This is a genomic window from Bradyrhizobium sp. WSM4872 (genome assembly GCF_055811715.1).
This window is the reverse complement of sequence record NZ_JBVVPT010000002.1, coordinates 177,943-194,301: the sequence shown is the minus strand read 5'-3', so window position 1 is coordinate 194,301 and position 16,359 is coordinate 177,943. Positions and strand designations below refer to the sequence as shown.

Here is a 16,359-nt window from a genome sequence, read left to right as displayed (position 1 = left end):
AATTGCGATTCGGTCGATATCGTGATGATCGTTACTGTAACGCGCGGTGATTTGCGCGACGAGATTGACATGGCCAACGAAGCATTCGCCCTCTCGCCTATGTCTGCCCGCGCGGCCGAGCCGAACGAGCAGGATTACGACGCGATCCGCGAAGCCTTCCTGGAGACCGCGCGCGGCCGCTGGTTCCTCGGCGAATACGCCAAGCGCAACCGCAATGCCGACACCCGCATGGTGCTCGACGCGGTCGCGAAAATCGAAGAAACCCTTGCGGCGCAGCGCCATCCCGTCGTCGAGGACCGCCTGCCGGAGGCGCTAATCGCGATCCGCCACGCGATCCGCGAAGCCGAGACGATTGCGATCGCGGCGTTCGATCCCGGGGCGATCGAGGCGAGCCTCGCACCGATTCCCCGCGGGCTGCGCATCATCAAGGAGATCTCCTGGCGCTGGCGCGAGATCGGCGCCGACGGCCGAATCTGCGACCTGATTGATTCGCAGCTCGCCTCCATCGAGGCGGCCTGCGCGCAGGTTTCCACCATCGACCCCCGCGCTGACCTCAAGGCCGCATTCGATCTGCTCAAGGACCGGATCGACCAGACGGACGCTGACGCAACGCCGCAGGCCGCGCGCCCGTCGCCGGCTCCAGTGCAGGAGGCACCGTCGTCCGCTGCGGAAGCTCCGCCTGCGGAGGCCGCGCCTGCGGTGATGGCCAGCGAAGCCGCCGTGGCTCTTACGGAGCCGCAGGACAGCGCAGAGGCGATTGAGCCCGAAGCCGCCGTGGAGACGGCCGGAATCGTCGCCGAGACCCGGATCGCGCGTGAAGACGCCGCTTTTGAAGAGCTGGCCACTGAGCCCGCCGCCTTCGCGGAGGTGACGGACGAATTTTCGCTCGATGCCGCAGCGGAAGCCGAGGACGAAGCTATACTCGACGCGATCGCGCTGGAGATGGCCGCGCCCGATCCGGAATTCGACGAGATCATCGAACCGGTCGAGATGGAAGCGACGGTTCCGGAGCCGGTGGTTGCGGAGGCCGCAACGCCCATCGCAGCCGAGATACCGGAGCCGATCGCACCAGAGCCGCTCGCACGGGAGCCAGTCGCCGCTGCAGCGATCGTGGAGGAGCCCGTAGAGGAAGCGCCGATCGCGATGGAATCGCTGGCGCGCCTCACCAACGCCATTGCGGAAGCCGCCGCCGAAGTGATGGAGCAGCCGGCGCCGGTCATGGCCGCCGGCGCGACATTCGGCGCAGCGCAGGCTACGACGCTGCCGATGCCCTCGCCGGTTCCGGAAGCCTCGCTCGGCGCCACCATCCTCGCCAGCGGTATCCTGCAAAAGCCCCGCGCCGCCGCAAACGATCCCATGGCGCCCATCCGCCGCATGACCCAGGCCGAGAAGATCGCATTCTTCTCGTAAGGGGGACGCATACTCCCTCCGTGTCCCGGACAAGCAAAGCGCAGATCCGGGATCCAGGAGCCACAGCTTCCGTAGCAGCATGGGCCCCGGCACTGCAGCGCACCGTCGAAGAGACGCTGCGCGGTGTCCGGGGCACGAGAGCGGAGTGAGGAAAACACTCTCTCCTCAACGTCATTGCGAGCGCAACGCGCTACGCTCGCAATGTCGGATGCTCAGTCCATCACCCGCAATTCCAGACCGCGCCGATCGGCGTCCGCGTCCAGCACGGACCAAAACTGCCGCCATTGTAGCGGCCGCCGCCGAAGCCGGGCCGGCCGAAATAGCGCCACTCACCGTCCCAGCCGTAATATTGGGGGACCGGATCGATGTACCAATGGCGCCGGTCGCTAGGCGACATCCGCCGCATCGCCTCCTTCTGCTTGTAGAGCGGAATGCTGTTGCTCAGCGGCTGGCGATAGCCCGGCAGGAAGCCGTAGCCATGCCAGGCTTGCTTGGGACGCTTTTGGATTGAGGCAGCCGGCGCGACAGCCGGCAGCAGCGATAGGACGATAGCGACAGATAGGCACATAAGGCGCGACATGGACCGACCATAAACAGTCGGATGCCGGCAGGCCATTCAAATTCGGGGGGGCGATGTAACAAAGCCTTCGCGAAACCGAAGAGATCGGGAACGGATACCCATCACCGAGGGTCAAGGAAACATGATTGGCGAAGTGATTGTCATTGGCGATCTGCAATTGCGTGACGGCGCCTCTGTCGACGAACACGACCGGCTCGGCGCGCGCATGTACGACATCGTCAGCCGTCTTCCCGGCTTTGTGTCGGTCAAGTCGTTCAAGGCCGACGACGGCGAGGAGCTCACCGTGTTCCGTTTTGCCTCGGAGCAAGCGCTCGAAGCCTGGCGCACCCATCCCGAACATGTCGAGACGATGAAGCGGGGCCATGCCGAGTTCTACGCCAGCGGCTTCCTGCAGATCTGCAAGGTGATCCGCGAGGTCGGACCGTTCGAGCACGCGTGACGCAGTACCGCATCGTTCGTTCGTGCGCTTCTAGTTGATCACACCCTTCCTGATCAGGAAGCATCCGTACCCCCGGCTGTCGCCGACCTGCACGATTCCAAAACTCGCCGCCGCCGCGCGATAAAAATCCGGCCGGGAGAGTTTTCCGGGCGTAACGGGGCGGCCGGCGGCGCGTTCGATCTCCGCGAGCACCGCGCGCTGCACGTCGGGGACGCCGTCGGGATCGTCGACCGGCATCATCACGCGCACCGGATCGGGATCGAAATCGTCGAGCGGATAGACCGACATGATGGCGCGGATCGCGGTCTCCATGCTCATGCCGGGCAACTGGATCAGGCGCCGCGAATGCGTGCTCTGCGCGATGCGTGCCGCCGGGTGATTGGCATCGACGAAAACGAGGTCGTCGCCATGGCCCATGGACGCCAGCAGCCAGAGCAGGTCGGGCGTGAGGATCGGATCGATCGATTTCAGCATGTGACGGACTGTCCTCCCATCGTGCACCCACCTTGGCAGGTTCCAAACGTGATTCAGATCACGCAGCCTACCATGGTGATGGCGATCACGGACCTCAAACTCGAACGCGGCCAAGCTCCCCGGCAACCAATCTCGTATCGAGATCAGTGCCAAAGGAGCACGCCATGTTCCGCCTAAAACCTTTCCTGATGACGGCCAGCCTGCTGGGAAGCCTGTTCGGCTTCGCCTGCGGCCCGGTTTCCGCGCAAGTCGCCCCGGTGGAGCCCGCCCCCACCGCGCTGCAAGGCCCGGAGCAGCGCGTCGCGCTGGTGATCGGCAATTCGAACTACCAGAACGCGCCGCAGCTCGCCAACCCCGACAATGACGCGGAGTCCATGGCGAAATTCCTGAATTCGGCCGGGTTCGAAGTGGTCGCCGCGACCGACCTGACCCAGAACGACATGCTTCGCGTGGTGCAGGACTTCTCCGCCAAAGTGTCAGCGCGCGGTCCGAACACGGTGGCGATGGTCTACTACGCCGGTCACGGCGTGCAGCTCGCCGGCGAGAACTACCTCGTTCCCGTCGACGCCAAGGTCTCCAGCCAGACCGAGCTCGTCAACAACTCCGTCCGCCTGGTCGACGTGATGTCGACGCTGGAGACGATCCCGAGCCGCATGCGCATCGTGATCCTTGATGCCTGCCGCAACAACCCGTTCCCGAACGTGAATGATGCCGGCCGTGGCTTGGCCATCGTCGATGCGCCGAACGGTTCGATCGTCGGTTACTCGACCGCGCCGGGCGCGGAAGCGCAGGACGGCACCGGCGGCCACAGCCCCTACACGCAGGCCTTCCTGAACGTCGCGCGCGAGCCCAACGTGCCGATCGAGCAGCTGTTCAAGCGCGTGCGCCTCGAAGTGAACCAGACCACCAGCGGCGCGCAAATCCCGTGGGAGAGCTCGTCGCTGACATCCGACTTCACCTTCTTCGGCGACACCGCTGTTGCCGCCAACCGCGCGCCGGTGAATGCGCCTGTGGTGCAGATGGCCTCCAACCTGCCGAGCCGCTCGACCCGCCAGGCCTATGACTACGTCGTGTCCGAAGCGCGGCCGGAGTACTATCAGGAGTTCATCACGATGTATCCGCACGACCCGCTGTGCGATCACGTCCGCTGGCTGCTCAACAACCTGCTGCTCACGCAGGCCTGGCACAAGGCGGTGCTCGCGAACTCGCCGCTCGGCTACAAGAACTTCTACGATAGCTACGGCAACACGCCCTATGCACAGGTCGCGCTGAAGCTCCAGATGCAGCCGAAGCAGATCCCATTGATGCAGGCGACCAAGTTCCTGGCGCCGCAGAATATCGCCCCGACCTTCAAGATCGGCAATCTCGGCCAGCCCAAATACATGCCGCTGCAGCAGGGTAATGGCGGCGCGCAAGTGAATGGCAATTTGCCGATCGTGCAGAAGTCGGGCGACAACAACGGCATCGGCAAGCTCGGCAATAGCGGCCAGATCGTCAACCTGCCGGCGGGCAACAATCAGCCCAACCCGCAGAACGGCACGCCGTCGCAGACCCCGGGCAAGATCGTGACCCTGCCCGCGCCGACCAATAGCACCAACAACAATGGCGGCATCGGCAAGATCGTGACGCTGCCTGCGACCAACAAGACGCCGAATGGCACTGCCAACGGCACAACCAGCGGCAATCCTGGCAAGATCGTGAGCATGCCGGTGAATGTCGGCAAGGGCGGCACGACCATCGAGACGAAACCCGTCAACGTTCAGACCCAGAACAACCCGATCCGCATCAACAACGGCGCGAAGATCAGCAACAACCCGGTGAACAAGGTGCAGGTGCAGAACAACAACCGCCCGCAGTTCAATGAGACCAATCGCATGGTCAACAATGGCGGCAACAACTTCCGCCAGTCGATGAACCAGAGCCAGGGTGGTAACGGCGGCAACAACCACCGCGGCTTCATGCACTGATCGCGATCAGCCACACACGACAAAGGGCAGAGCGGCGACGCTCTGCCCCTTCTTCATGTCAGAAGATTAGAATATCAGGCCACGAGCTCCGCAAACAGATCGGCGTCGACATTGCCGCCGGAGAGCACGATGACGACGTTCTTGCCGGCAACATCGAGTCGTCCCGCAAGCAGCGCGGCCAAGCCCACCGCTCCGCCCGGCTCGACCACCAGCTTCAGCTCGCGATAGGCAAACGCGACTGCCGCGCCGACTTCCTTGTCCGAGGCGGTGACGCCGCGCGCAAGCAGCTTGCTGTTGATCGCGAATGTCATCTCACCGGGGATCAGGGCCATCAGCGCATCGCAGATGGTGCGGCCTGCCGGCCCATGCGGCTCGCGGTGACCTGCGGTCAGCGACAGGCCGTGATCGTCGAACGCCTCAGGCTCGGCCACGACGATTTGGGCCAGCGGATAGCGTGCCTTCACGGCGGTGGCGACGCCCGCGATCAGGCCGCCGCCGGAGGCCGGCGCCACCACGATGTCTGGGGCGAGACCGAGCGCCGCCATGTCCTCGGCGATCTCGCGGCCGGCAGTGCCCTGGCCGGCGATCACGAAGGGATCGTCATAGGGCCTGACCAGCGTCGCGCCGCGCTTCTCGGCGATGCCGCGCGAGATCGCCTCGCGGTCGTCGCGGTCGCGGTCGTACAGCACGACCTCGGCACCGTAGGATTTGGTGCGCTCGCGCTTGGACAACGGCGCATCCGCCGGCATCACGATGGTCGCCTGCATGTCGAGGATCTTTGCCGCCGCCGCCACGCCCTGGGCATGATTGCCGGAGGAGAACGCGACCACGCCGCCGGCGCGCTTGTCCTGCGGGATCGAGGCGACCTTGTTGAAGGCACCGCGGAACTTGAACGAACCGGTGCGCTGGAGCATCTCCGGCTTGAGATAGACCTTTGCGCCGACGCGTTCGTTGAGCACGGGAAAGGACAACAGCGGGGTGCGGACGGCGAACGGTGCGATCACGCGTGCTGCGGCATCGATATCGGCAGGGCCGATCGGGAGGAGCTGTTCTGTCATGCCTGATGTTATCGCGGCGGATGAGGCGCGGGCAAGGCATCTCCGCGCGAGGGCTTCTTCCCCTCAGGCGACGAATCGCGCCGGTTCTGCCCCGTTCCGGCCGGGCAGCACCGCGCCGACCGCCAAAATGCTGTCAATAAAGGCCCGGGCCGAGGCCTCCCAGGTGTAGTTGGCGGCGAATTCGACGCAGTCCTGCCGGGAGATGTCCAGCGCGGCGAAGCAGGCGCGGCGCAGATCGTGATCGAGCGCGCCGACCGGTGCATCGCCGATCACGTCGCGGGGCCCCTTCACCGGAAACGCCGCGACCGGCAGGCCGCTCGCCAGCGCTTCGAGCAGGACCAGGCCGAAGGTGTCGGTTTTGCTCGGAAACACGAAGACATCGGCGGCAGCGTAAATGTCCGCCAGTTCCTCGCCGTGCTTCTCGCCGAGGAAGATCGCGTCCGGATAGACCTCCTCCAGCGCGACACGCGCCGGACCGTCGCCGACGATCACCTTGGTGCCGGGCAGGTCGAGGTCGAGGAACGCCTCGAGATTCTTCTCCACCGCGACCCGGCCGACGGAGAGGAACACCGGTGCCGGCAGACACAGATCGATCGCCCGGGGATGGAACAGATGGGTGTCGACGCCGCGCGGCCACAGCACGACATTGTCGAAGCCGCGCTCGGTCAGCTCGCTGGCGAGCGCCGGCGTCGCCGCCATCACGGCGCGGCTGGGGCTGTGGAATCGGCGCAGCGCCCGCCAGATCAGCGAGCCCGGCACCGGCACGCGGGCGCGGACATATTCGGGAAAGCGGGTGTGGAAGCTGGTCGTGAAGGGCAGCTTGCGCTGGCGGCAATAGCGGCGGACCATCAGGCCGATCGGCCCCTCCGTCGCGATGTGGATGCTGTCCGGGTGCGCCTCCTCGATCAGCTTTGCGATTCTGCCCGGCCGCGGCATGGCCAGCCGCACGTCCCGATAGCTCGGCATCGCAAAGGTGCGGAACGATTGCGGCGTCAGGAACGAGAATTCGACGTCGAGGCCTTTGGCGGCGTCGGCAAGCTTGGTCAGCGTCCGAACCACACCGTTGACTTGCGGGTGCCAGGCGTCGGTCGCGACCAGGATGCGCATCAGGCTGCCTTTGTCATGCAGCTCTGGCTGCAACCTGCGGGACCTGTGCCGGCTTCTCGGCCTGATCCGCCCAGGTGATGATCTCGAAATGGCCGTCGTCGTGCTCGACCAGCGCCGTGCAGCTCTCCACCCAGTCGCCGCAATTCATGTAGCGGATGCCGCCCTCGTCGCGGATCACCGCATAATGGATGTGGCCGCAGATCACGCCGTCGGCGTCGTGGCGCCGCGCTTCGGCGGCGAGCGCCTGCTCGAACGCGCCGATATAGTTGACCGCGTTCTTGACCTTCTGCTTGGCCCATTGCGACAGCGACCAATAGGGCACCTTGAACATGCGCCGGAAGAAGTTGACGAAGCGATTGAGCTGGATCGCGAAATCGTAGGCCTTGTCGCCGAGATGGGCGAGCCAGCGTGCGTTCTGCACCACGAGGTCGAAGATGTCGCCGTGGATGACGAGATAGCGCTTGCCGTCCGCGCCGGTGTGAACGGTGTTCTCGACCACATCGATGCCGCCGAAATGCGTGCCGTAATAGTTGCGCAGGAACTCGTCGTGATTGCCGGGGATGTAGATCACCTTGGCGCCCTTGCGCGCCTTGCGCAAAAGCTTCTGGACGAGGTCGTTATGCGATTGCGGCCAGTGCCAGCTCGATTTCAGCGCCCAGCCGTCGACGATATCGCCGACGAGATAGATCGTGTCGGCATCATGGAAACGCAGGAAGTCGAGCAGAAGGTCGGCTTGAGAACCGCGGGCTCCGAGATGAACGTCGGAGATGAACAACGTGCGAAAGCGCCGCTCCGGGCTCTCGTCACTCACATCGTAACTTCCCATGCGCCAGCCTGTAACAATGTCCCGTGACAGGGGGATGACCAATTGAACCTTTGAGGCACCTTCGGATACGAATCGCGCTTGCCTCGCCCACCCCGCGAATATCAGTCGCATGCGACAATCAGGCGACATGGCGTCGCAGCGGCCTCCGCAAGAACCCGGAACCGCGGCGCGCTCGCGAGCGGCCTCAGTAGAATTTCTGGAAATGATGGATCGGGCCGTGGCCGTGGCCGACGCTGAAGCGATCGGCAGCCGCGATCGCGGCGCTGATCCAGGTCTTGGCGTTGCGCACGGCGCGCTCGAGATCCTCGCCTCTGGCGAGCCCCGCGGCAACCGCCGAGGACAGCGAGCAGCCGGTGCCATGGGTGTTGCGAGTGGCAACGCGCGGCGCGGCGAGTGCGATCGTGGTGCTGGCATCGACGAGATAGTCGATGCTCTCGGCGCCCTCGCCGTGCCCGCCCTTGATCAGGACTGCCCGGCAACCGAGCGCCAGCAGCCGGCGCCCCTGGCCCTCGATCTCGGCCTCGCTGGCCGCGACCGGTTCGTCGAGCAGAGCCGCGGCCTCCGGCAGATTGGGTGTGATCACCGAGGCCAGCGGCATCAGTTTGACGCGCAGGGCGTCGACAGCTTCGGACGCGAGCAGGCGATCACCCGATGTCGCCACCATCACGGGATCGAGCACGATATGGCGGGGCGCCCAGCGCGACAGCGCGGCCGCGATCGCATCGATGCTGGCGGCTTGCGCCACCATGCCGATCTTGACCGCGCCGACCTCGAGATCGGAAAACACCGCGTCGATCTGCGCGGTGACGAATTCGGCCGGCACCGCATGAATGCCTGTGACGCCGCGGGTGTTCTGCGCCGTCAGCGCCGTGATGGCGGACGCGCCAAAAACGCCCAGCGCGGCAAAGGTCTTCAGGTCGGCCTGGATGCCGGCGCCGCCGCTCGAATCGGAGCCGGCAATGGTCAGCGCGACGGGCGTCGTCATGGGGCGATTTTCCGCATTTTCGAAGCCATGGCCCGTCCTAGCGCGCCTCCCCCAGCCCAGCAAGTTCGCTTGCTAAATCCGGCCGGGTTTGGCCTATTAGCCGTCAGATATGCTTTCGGAGTGACCGCGATGGTTCCCTTTTTCGTCCAGATCAAATGCAAGCTCGGTCAATCCTATGTGGTCGCCAATGCGCTTGCCGAAGCCGAGATCGCCTCCGAGATCTATTCCACGGCCGGGCAATACGACCTTCTGGTGAAGTTCTACGTCGACAACGACACCGATATCGGCCACTTCGTCAACGAGAAGGTGCAGGTGCTGCCCGGGATCCAGGACACCCTCACCATCATCACCTTCAAGGCGTTTGGCGCGAGTTGATCGTCCGGAAAAGTGCCGGCTGATCAGGCGCCGCCCGCCTTGCGCTTGGGGCGCGGCGGACCGTCCACCGGCGGCAGCGATTTGAGATAGTCCGCCATCGCCGCGAGATCGTCGTCCGGCAATTGAGAGGTGTTCTTGATCACCCGCGTCATCGCGCCGCCGACGCTGTCGCCGTCGGGCAATTCGCCGGTCTTCAGAAAATAGGCAATATCCTTCGCGCTCCACTCGCCAATGCCCTTCTGGGTGATGTTAGGGACCCATCCCTCGCCTTCCGGATTGGGACCGCCGGCGAAGCGTTGTCCGGCCATGATGCCGCCGAGCGCGTTGCGCGGGCTGTGGCATTCCGCGCAATGGCCAAAACTGTTGACGAGATAGGCGCCGCGATTCCACTGCGGCGACTTCCCGCTGTCGGCGACGAAGGGCATGCCGTCCAGAAATAAGAATTTCCAGATGCCGACGTTGCGGCGGATGTTGAACGGAAAGCGCACGTCGTGGTCGCGCACCTTGCCTGCAACGGCCGGTAGCGTTTTCAGGTACGCAAAGAGATCGAGCACGTCCTCGCGCCTGGCGTGCTGATAGGACGTGTAGGGAAAGGCCGGAAAATAATGCCGTCCATCCGGCGAGACCCCGTGCATCACCGCGTTGACGAATTCGGCCTCGCTCCATTTGCCGATGCCGTCGGTCGGATCGGAGGAGATGTTCGGCGCGTAGAACGTTCCGAACGGCGACTTGATCGCGACGCCGCCGCCGAGCCTGAGACGATCGGGCTGGTCGGGAACGGCATGACATGAGGCGCAGCCGCCGGCGTTGAACATCACCTGGCCATTGGCAAGATCAGGCACGCGGACAGGCGCGGTGCCGGCGGCCGCCACCACCGGCGCGCTGAGCCACCAATAGACGCCGGCTGCGGCGAGTGCGGCGAGCAGCGCCACGGAGATTGTTCGTCGCAACATGCGGTCCTTTCGTCGTCGCGGCGAGCTTATGAGCGATGTCCTCGCGGCTCCAGCCACGAAGAATTTAGCCCACCGCGGCCGGAAACGGGAATAAACTGAAATGCCGGCTGTTGGAAGTTTGGCAGCCCAAACGGGTTCAGCAGGGAGAAAAATCATGAACAAGATGGTCATCGCCATGTCAGTGCTTGGCGCCGTTGCTTTTGCGGGTTCGGCCAGCGCGGAAAAGCTGAAAGCAACGCTCGACGCCAAGTCCGAGGTCCCCGCAACGACCAGCAGCGGCACCGGAACGGCCGATCTGGACTACGACGCCGCCAGCAAGAAGCTCTCCTGGAAGGTCACCTATTCCGGCCTGTCTGGCCCCGCCACCGCGGCGCATTTCCACGGACCTGCCGAGCCCGGCAAGAACGCCGGCGTCGCGATCCCGATCCCAGGCGCGGCCACCAGCCCGGCCGAGGGCTCGGCGACACTGACCGACGCGCAGGCCGCCGATCTGCTCGGCGGCAAGCTCTACGTCAACATCCACACCGCGGCCAATCCGGGCGGCGAGATCCGCGGTCAGGTGACGAAGTAAACTTTCGAACGATCCAACAAAAGGGGCGGCTGCTTGCGCAACCGCCCTTTTCGATTCCGCGTGGCGCTGGCGCAGGCGTCACACGTCAGGTTCGGCCGCGTTCAGCGCCTGCGCGAGGTCGGCGATCAAATCCGACGGGTGTTCGATTCCGATCGACAGCCGGATCGTGGAATCGAGCACGCCGATCTTGCGGCGGATGTCGGCGGGAACGCCGGAATGAGTCATGGTGGCGGGCAGGCTCGCAAGCGACTCCGTTCCGCCGAGACTCACCGCCAGCTTGAGGATCTGCAGCGCGTTGAGGAATTTCATGGCGGCGGCCTTGCCGCCGATGATGTCGAACGAGAACGTGGATCCCGCCCCTGTGCATTGCCGCGCAAACACAAGTCCGTCCGGCGACGCCGCGTCGTGATGACCGAGATAGTGCACCTTCGCCACCTTGGGATGATCGCGCAGAAAATCCGCCACGAGGCGCGCATTCGCATCGGCCTTTTCCATGCGCAGGCTCAGCGTCTCGAGCGAGCGGTTGATCATCCAGCAGGAATGCGGATCGAGCTGGGTGCCGATGGCGCCCCGCAGCGCCTTGATGCCTTTCACGACCGCCTTCGCGCCGAGCGCGGCGCCCGCGATCAGATCTGAATGACCGCCGACATATTTCGTGAGCGAGTACAGCGAAATATCGGCGCCGTGCTCGATCGGCCGCTGAAACACCGGCCCGAGCAGCGTATTGTCACAGGCGATGATCGGAACGTGTCCTTGCGTCTTTCCGATGGTCTCGGCGACGCGCCGCATCATCGCGATGTCGACCAGCCCGTTGGTCGGGTTCGCCGGGGTTTCGATCAGGATCATCGAAACCCGGCCCTTGCGCATGGCCTCCTCCGCGGCCTGGCCGACCACGGCTTCGTCGACGCCATCGGCGAAGCCGACGGCGCCGCTCGCCAGCCGCGCCAGCGTATTCGTCAGCAGGGTTTCCGTGCCGCCATAGAGCGGCTGGGAGTGCAGGATGACATCGCCGGGGCGGACGAACGCCAGGATCGTGGTTGCGATGGCCGCCATGCCGGACGAGAACAGCGCGCAGCTCTCGGTACGCTCGTAGATCGCGAGCCTGTCCTCGACGATTTCGCTGTTAGGGTGATTGAATCGTGAATAGACCAGGCCCGCGCCCATTCCTTCCGGCGGCTCGCGCCGGCCGGAGACGAAATCGAAGAAGTCCTGGCCGTCCTCGGCCGTCTTGAACACAAAGGTCGAGGTCAGGAACACCGGCGGCTTGACGGCGCCTTCCGACAATTGCGGATCGTAGCCATAGGTCAGCATCAGCGTTTCCGGATGCAGCATATGGTTGCCGATGTGCGTCTTCGACGGGAACGGTTTGACCATGGCTTGTCTCGCTGTTGCTGATTGAGCTGCTCGCCGCGGGTTGGAACTCCTGATGTCGCAACGCAGTCAGGAGCAGGATGCATCAGCGTCGAAAAGCTCACGCCGATGCCGCGGCGGCTGCAGCCAAGATAACTGCTTCGGCGGCGATCCGTCAGGCCTTGCGGATAGAATTTCCAGCGGCGCCACGAGACGCAATAAAAAGGGCGGCTGCTTTCGCAGGCCGCCCTTCTGAAACTCTGGTAGCCCGGATGGAGCGAAGCGCAATCCGGGGCAGTCTGTCAGCTCGGATGGATTTCCCGGATTGCGCTGCCCTCCATCCGGGCTACTTGCTTCTTGTGCGCCTCAACCGTTCTTCACACGAAACGTCTCGTGGCAGCCGCCGCATTCCTTGCCGACCGCGGGGAAATTCGCCTTCAGCGAGTCGATATCCTTGATCTTGCCCTTGGCCTCGGCGACGACCTTGGCGAAGCTCGCGACCTTGGCGTCGAAGCCGGCCTTGTCCTCCCAGACCTTCGGCGAGGCGCTGTAGTCGCCCTCGGGCTTCATGCCCTTTGCGCTCGCCGGAAACAGGTTCGGCAGCTTCTTGGCGGTGTCCTCGAACTGCGCCAGCGCGCTGTCCACCGTGGCCTGATCGTAGGGCTTCTCGCCCTTGACGATCGCCGCCACCGCGCCGGCGTTCTTGCCGTTGGCCTTCATCAGCATCTGGACCTCCTTGACGGAGTCCTGCTGCGCCCAAACCGCGCCCATACCGAGCAAAAGCGCGCCCCCAACAACCAACACTCGCTTCATTCGCAAAATCCCTTTCCTTGATGCAGGATCGTGCTGACCCTCAATGGGCCAACACCGCTCGGCAGATTTCATTCCGTGAAAAATTGTCACAGGCTGTGACGGCGATGGTGCTCGTTGACGGCGATCCACACCCGCTCCGGCGTTGCCGGCATGTCGATGTGGTCGATCTTGTACTCGCGCCAGAGCCCGTCGACGATGGCATTGACGACCGCCGGGCAGGACCCGATCGCGCCCGCCTCGCCCGCCCCCTTCACCCCCAGCGGATTGGTCTTGCAGGGAACGTTGGCCGTCTCGAACACGAAGTCCGGCCCGTCCGCCGCGCGCGGCAGCGCGTAGTCCATGAACGTCGCGGTGACGAGCTGGCCGTCGCCCGCGCCATAGACCGCCTGCTCCATCAACGCCTGCCCGATGCCCTGCATGGCGCCGCCATGGACCTGGCCGGCCAGCAGCAGCGGATTGAGCGTCATGCCGAAATCGTCGACGATCACGTAGTTGACGATTTTGATGATGCCGGTGGCCGGATCGATCTCGACCTCCGCGACATGGGTGCCGTTCGGATAGGTGCCGTCGGCACTGGCAAACGTCGCGCTGGCGTTCAGCTTCGACGAATCCGCGCCGGGTCGCTTGGCGAGATCGGCGAACGAAATCGAACGGTCGGTGCCGGCGATGCGCACGATGCCGTCGGTGATCTCGAGGTCGCCGGCGCTGGCTTCCAGCGCCTGCGCCGCGATCTCCTTCAGCTTTTGCCCGAGCTCGCGCGTGGCGCGCTCGACGCTGACGCCACCGGAGGGGATCGAAGCCGAGCCGCCGGTCCCGAGTCCGGTGGCGATCATGTCGGTGTCGCCCTGGTGGACGTGCACGCGCTCGGGCGCCACGCCGAACTGCTCGGCAACGATCTGCGCATAGGCGGTCTGATGGCCCTGCCCGCTCGACTGCGTGCCGATCAGGACAGTGATATCGCCATTGGGATCCATCCGCACATTGGCGGTCTCCTCGCCCATGGTGCCGCAGACCTCGACATAGCTCGCAAGTCCGATGCCGCGGATCAGGCCGTTCTTCTTGGCCGCCTTGGCGCGCTTGCCAAACTCCTTCCACTCGGCGATCTCCATCGCGCGCTTCAGATGCGCGGCGAAGTCGCCGGAATCATAGACCTTGCCGGTCGCGGTCTTGTACGGCAGCGCCTTCGGCTGAATGAAATTCTTGCGGCGGATGGCATCCACCGTCATGTCGAGTTTTCGCGCGCAGGCGTCCACCAGACGTTCGATGACGTAAGCAGCCTCAGGCCGCCCGGCGCCGCGATAGGCATCGACCGGCACGCTGTTGGTGAAGATGGTGCGCACCCGGCAGTGGAACGCCTGGATGTCGTAGAGGCCCGGCAGCATGCCGGCGCCGCCATGCGGGATATAGGGTCCGAAGGTCGACAGATACGCGCCCATGTCGCCCATCAGGTCGCAATCCATCGCGAGGAACTTGCCGTCCTCGGCCAGCGCCATCCTCGCGGTGGTGACGTTGTCACGGCCCTGCGCGTCGCCCATGAAATGCTCGGTGCGGTCGGCCGCCCATTTCACGGCCTTCTTCAGCTTTCGCGCGGCGACTGCCAGGAGGGCGTATTCCCGATAGGGAAACAGCTTCGTGCCGAAGCCGCCGCCGACGTCGGGGCAGATCACCCGCATCTTGTCGGTCGGAATGTTGAGCACGTTCTGGCAGAGGATATCACGCAGCCGATGGCTGCCTTGGCTGCCGACGGTCAGGGTCAGATGGTCGCGCTTGGCGTCGTATTCGCACACCGCCGCGCGCGTCTCCATGAAGTTCGCGACCACGCGCGGATTGACGATGGAGATCTCGGCCACCGCATGCGCCTTGGCAAAGGCCGCTTCGGTCGCTTTCTTGTCGCCGATCGAGACATCGAACAGCACGTTGCCGGGCTTGTCCGGCCAGACCTGCGCGGCGCCCTTCTTGACGGCGTTGACGACGCCGGTCACCGCTGGCAGCGGGCTCCATTTGACGTCGATCGCCTCGATCGCGTCTCGGGCCTGGTCGATGGTCTCGGCGACGACGAAGGCGATGGAATCGCCGACATGGCGCACTTCATCCTTGGCGAGGATCGGGTAAGGCGGACCCTTGAACGGGTCGGTCTCGAGATTGAACAGGCACGGCAGGTCGCCGAGATCGGCGACGTCGGCCGCGGTCAGGATCAGCGCGACGCCGGGAAGGGTGCGGGCGCGGCTCGCATCGATGGTGTATTTGGCATGCGCATGCGGCGAGCGCAGCATCAGGCAGCGCAAAGCGGCCTGCGGCGCATAATCGTCGGTATAGCGGCCCTTGCCGCGTATGAGCGCGTCATCCTCCTTGCGCAACACACTTTGGCCAACGCCGAACTTGATGGGAGCCGCCATTTTCTCGTCCCGTTTCTCATGGTTGTTTTGCCGGCATATTGCCGTGGAAAAACTGGCAAGGCAAACGGCTTTAGCTGGACGCAGTCCGCGAAAATTGTCCGGCACCCTTGTATTTCAGAGCGGGATACGACGGAAAGGCCGCGGCTCACTCGTCTCCCTGTGAAGATCGATGATCCTGCGGACGTCCTCGGCACGCTCGGTCGCGGCCAATTGGCTCGCATAGGCCATGCGGCGAACCACCGCTGAGGATTGAAACGTCCAGTATTGCGTCATCAGCGGGTTGATGAACAGCTCGTTCCCACTGGTCCGGTTGGTGGCATGATAGTTGCCGAACTTACCCCGCAGTGCACTCGCGATCGAATTGCAGACGATGCTCGGGTGCTGGGGCTGACGCTGGTTGGCGTAGTCAACCAGATCGAGGAATGCATCGGCCTCCTTACTGCCCTGCGACAGCGAAAACATGCCGAGAAACCCACCATCGCGAATCAGCCGGGCCGTGTTCTCCAGGAACGCATGATGCGAGACACCGTGATAGTGATCCACGCCGAAGCCGATCGCAGCGAGCAGCACGCGTTCGCCCGCGGCCTGATCGGCGGCGATGAGCGAGACCGCGTCCTCGACGACGCTGCCGACGCCGGGCTCGTCGCCGAACACGAGACTGTCCGTTCCGCCATCGACCAGGACGACCATGTCGATGTCGTGGCGGTCGATAATCGCGCGATACGCAGCTGCGAGCGGACGAACGCCGCTCTTGGCAAAAGCGTAGATCGGCACGAGCTGCTCGCGGCGGCCGAGCCATTCAGCCAGCCACTTCTCCGGAAAGTACGGAATCTCGGCGGCGCGCTGATCGACGCGCCAAATCGTCTCCCCGATACGCTCACCGCCGCACAGCCACAAATTCGTGAAGGAGAAGCTGGCGAACACCACCTGCTTACCCTGCGCCGTCAGATGCTGGGCGAGCGGAACCCCGGCGAAAACGTCGAAGCCGCCGCCACAGCCAGCAACAAGCACTTTGCTTGCGTGATCGAGTCGCTCAAGAAACGGAATCATGCTTG

General features: G+C 64.5%; 16 protein-coding genes. 5 read left to right on the top strand and 11 right to left on the bottom strand.

The window, feature by feature from the left end; translation table 11 throughout:
• Positions 1–69 precede the first annotated feature (69 nt).
• Complete coding sequence (locus tag AC0L3C_RS04040; RefSeq protein ID WP_473407248.1) at positions 70–1,410, top strand: hypothetical protein; 1,341 nt, start codon at positions 70–72, stop codon at positions 1,408–1,410.
• A gap of 220 nt (positions 1,411–1,630) precedes the next feature.
• On the opposite strand, the gene AC0L3C_RS04035 is transcribed toward AC0L3C_RS04040, so the two are convergent.
• Positions 1,631–1,990 (bottom strand): hypothetical protein, encoded by a 360-nt coding sequence (locus AC0L3C_RS04035; RefSeq protein ID WP_007612410.1) that lies wholly within the window; start codon positions 1,988–1,990, stop codon positions 1,631–1,633.
• Positions 1,991–2,111: 121 nt separating this feature from the next.
• Between AC0L3C_RS04035 and AC0L3C_RS04030 the strand changes: the two genes are divergently transcribed.
• Positions 2,112–2,429 carry an antibiotic biosynthesis monooxygenase family protein gene (locus AC0L3C_RS04030; protein WP_473259389.1) on the top strand — a complete coding sequence of 106 codons (318 nt, stop codon included), beginning with the start codon at positions 2,112–2,114 and terminating at the stop codon, positions 2,427–2,429.
• Between the two features lie 30 nt (positions 2,430–2,459).
• On the opposite strand, the gene AC0L3C_RS04025 is transcribed toward AC0L3C_RS04030, so the two are convergent.
• Positions 2,460–2,903: an RbsD/FucU family protein gene (locus AC0L3C_RS04025; RefSeq protein WP_473407247.1), complete on the bottom strand. Its 444-nt coding sequence runs from the start codon at positions 2,901–2,903 to the stop codon at positions 2,460–2,462.
• 164 nt (positions 2,904–3,067) lie between these two features.
• Here AC0L3C_RS04025 and AC0L3C_RS04020 point away from each other — a divergent pair, with 164 nt between their 5' ends.
• Positions 3,068–4,870: a caspase family protein gene (locus tag AC0L3C_RS04020; protein WP_473407246.1), complete on the top strand. Its 1,803-nt coding sequence runs from the start codon at positions 3,068–3,070 to the stop codon at positions 4,868–4,870.
• A 74-nt stretch (positions 4,871–4,944) separates the two neighbouring features.
• On the opposite strand, the gene AC0L3C_RS04015 is transcribed toward AC0L3C_RS04020, so the two are convergent.
• The 4 genes from AC0L3C_RS04015 to thiD all read right to left on the bottom strand — a co-directional run bounded on the left by AC0L3C_RS04015 (position 4,945) and on the right by thiD (position 8,846).
• Positions 4,945–5,928 (bottom strand): threonine/serine dehydratase, encoded by a 984-nt coding sequence (locus tag AC0L3C_RS04015; protein WP_035994560.1) that lies wholly within the window; start codon positions 5,926–5,928, stop codon positions 4,945–4,947.
• 63 nt (positions 5,929–5,991) lie between these two features.
• On the bottom strand, positions 5,992–7,035 hold the full coding sequence (locus tag AC0L3C_RS04010; protein ID WP_473407245.1) for a glycosyltransferase family 4 protein: 1,044 nt from the start codon (positions 7,033–7,035) through the stop codon (positions 5,992–5,994).
• A gap of 13 nt (positions 7,036–7,048) precedes the next feature.
• Complete coding sequence (locus AC0L3C_RS04005) at positions 7,049–7,861, bottom strand: UDP-2,3-diacylglucosamine diphosphatase (protein WP_007602023.1); 813 nt, start codon at positions 7,859–7,861, stop codon at positions 7,049–7,051.
• Positions 7,862–8,045: 184 nt separating this feature from the next.
• Positions 8,046–8,846: a bifunctional hydroxymethylpyrimidine kinase/phosphomethylpyrimidine kinase gene (thiD, locus tag AC0L3C_RS04000; protein ID WP_473407244.1), complete on the bottom strand. Its 801-nt coding sequence runs from the start codon at positions 8,844–8,846 to the stop codon at positions 8,046–8,048.
• 129 nt (positions 8,847–8,975) lie between these two features.
• Here thiD and AC0L3C_RS03995 point away from each other — a divergent pair, with 129 nt between their 5' ends.
• Positions 8,976–9,221, top strand: a complete 246-nt coding sequence (locus AC0L3C_RS03995; protein ID WP_007602021.1) for an Lrp/AsnC ligand binding domain-containing protein — start codon at positions 8,976–8,978, stop codon at positions 9,219–9,221.
• Between the two features lie 23 nt (positions 9,222–9,244).
• Here the strand turns inward: AC0L3C_RS03995 and AC0L3C_RS03990 are convergent, their stop codons facing one another.
• Positions 9,245–10,174 (bottom strand): c-type cytochrome, encoded by a 930-nt coding sequence (locus AC0L3C_RS03990; RefSeq protein ID WP_473407243.1) that lies wholly within the window; start codon positions 10,172–10,174, stop codon positions 9,245–9,247.
• A gap of 154 nt (positions 10,175–10,328) precedes the next feature.
• On the opposite strand from AC0L3C_RS03990, the gene AC0L3C_RS03985 reads away from it, so the two are divergent.
• A complete protein-coding gene (locus tag AC0L3C_RS03985; protein WP_473407242.1) occupies positions 10,329–10,745 on the top strand; it encodes a CHRD domain-containing protein in 417 nt (138 codons plus the stop codon).
• Positions 10,746–10,823: 78 nt separating this feature from the next.
• Here AC0L3C_RS03985 and AC0L3C_RS03980 read toward each other — a convergent pair whose 3' ends face one another.
• The 4 genes from AC0L3C_RS03980 to AC0L3C_RS03965 all read right to left on the bottom strand — a co-directional run bounded on the left by AC0L3C_RS03980 (position 10,824) and on the right by AC0L3C_RS03965 (position 16,354).
• Positions 10,824–12,119 (bottom strand): cystathionine gamma-synthase family protein, encoded by a 1,296-nt coding sequence (locus tag AC0L3C_RS03980; RefSeq protein WP_473407241.1) that lies wholly within the window; start codon positions 12,117–12,119, stop codon positions 10,824–10,826.
• Between the two features lie 342 nt (positions 12,120–12,461).
• Complete coding sequence (locus AC0L3C_RS03975) at positions 12,462–12,908, bottom strand: c-type cytochrome (protein WP_473262118.1); 447 nt, start codon at positions 12,906–12,908, stop codon at positions 12,462–12,464.
• An 86-nt stretch (positions 12,909–12,994) separates the two neighbouring features.
• On the bottom strand, positions 12,995–15,304 hold the full coding sequence (locus tag AC0L3C_RS03970) for a xanthine dehydrogenase family protein molybdopterin-binding subunit (RefSeq protein WP_473407240.1): 2,310 nt from the start codon (positions 15,302–15,304) through the stop codon (positions 12,995–12,997).
• Positions 15,305–15,418: 114 nt separating this feature from the next.
• The gene (locus tag AC0L3C_RS03965) at positions 15,419–16,354 is read right to left on the bottom strand and encodes a DUF1152 domain-containing protein (protein WP_473407239.1); all 936 of its coding nucleotides are present in this window, start codon (positions 16,352–16,354) and stop codon (positions 15,419–15,421) included.
• Positions 16,355–16,359 lie beyond the last annotated feature (5 nt).

What these genes read in the sequence shown, in the direction of transcription:
- AC0L3C_RS04030 (WP_473259389.1), top strand. Translation starts at nt 2,112, where the DNA reads ATGATTGGCGAAGTGATTGTCATTGGCGATCTGCAATTGCGTGACGGC.
- AC0L3C_RS04040 (WP_473407248.1), top strand. Translation starts at nt 70, where the DNA reads ATGGCCAACGAAGCATTCGCCCTCTCGCCTATGTCTGCCCGCGCGGCC.
- AC0L3C_RS04005 (WP_007602023.1), bottom strand. Translation starts at nt 7,861, where the DNA reads ATGGGAAGTTACGATGTGAGTGACGAGAGCCCGGAGCGGCGCTTTCGC.
- AC0L3C_RS04035 (WP_007612410.1), bottom strand. Translation starts at nt 1,990, where the DNA reads ATGTCGCGCCTTATGTGCCTATCTGTCGCTATCGTCCTATCGCTGCTG.
- AC0L3C_RS03990 (WP_473407243.1), bottom strand. Translation starts at nt 10,174, where the DNA reads ATGTTGCGACGAACAATCTCCGTGGCGCTGCTCGCCGCACTCGCCGCA.
- AC0L3C_RS04025 (WP_473407247.1), bottom strand. Translation starts at nt 2,903, where the DNA reads ATGCTGAAATCGATCGATCCGATCCTCACGCCCGACCTGCTCTGGCTG.
- AC0L3C_RS03975 (WP_473262118.1), bottom strand. Translation starts at nt 12,908, where the DNA reads ATGAAGCGAGTGTTGGTTGTTGGGGGCGCGCTTTTGCTCGGTATGGGC.
- AC0L3C_RS03985 (WP_473407242.1), top strand. Translation starts at nt 10,329, where the DNA reads ATGAACAAGATGGTCATCGCCATGTCAGTGCTTGGCGCCGTTGCTTTT.
- AC0L3C_RS04015 (WP_035994560.1), bottom strand. Translation starts at nt 5,928, where the DNA reads ATGACAGAACAGCTCCTCCCGATCGGCCCTGCCGATATCGATGCCGCA.
- AC0L3C_RS03980 (WP_473407241.1), bottom strand. Translation starts at nt 12,119, where the DNA reads ATGGTCAAACCGTTCCCGTCGAAGACGCACATCGGCAACCATATGCTG.
- AC0L3C_RS04010 (WP_473407245.1), bottom strand. Translation starts at nt 7,035, where the DNA reads ATGCGCATCCTGGTCGCGACCGACGCCTGGCACCCGCAAGTCAACGGT.
- AC0L3C_RS03995 (WP_007602021.1), top strand. Translation starts at nt 8,976, where the DNA reads ATGGTTCCCTTTTTCGTCCAGATCAAATGCAAGCTCGGTCAATCCTAT.
- AC0L3C_RS04020 (WP_473407246.1), top strand. Translation starts at nt 3,068, where the DNA reads ATGTTCCGCCTAAAACCTTTCCTGATGACGGCCAGCCTGCTGGGAAGC.
- thiD (WP_473407244.1), bottom strand. Translation starts at nt 8,846, where the DNA reads ATGACGACGCCCGTCGCGCTGACCATTGCCGGCTCCGATTCGAGCGGC.
- AC0L3C_RS03970 (WP_473407240.1), bottom strand. Translation starts at nt 15,304, where the DNA reads ATGGCGGCTCCCATCAAGTTCGGCGTTGGCCAAAGTGTGTTGCGCAAG.
- AC0L3C_RS03965 (WP_473407239.1), bottom strand. Translation starts at nt 16,354, where the DNA reads ATGATTCCGTTTCTTGAGCGACTCGATCACGCAAGCAAAGTGCTTGTT.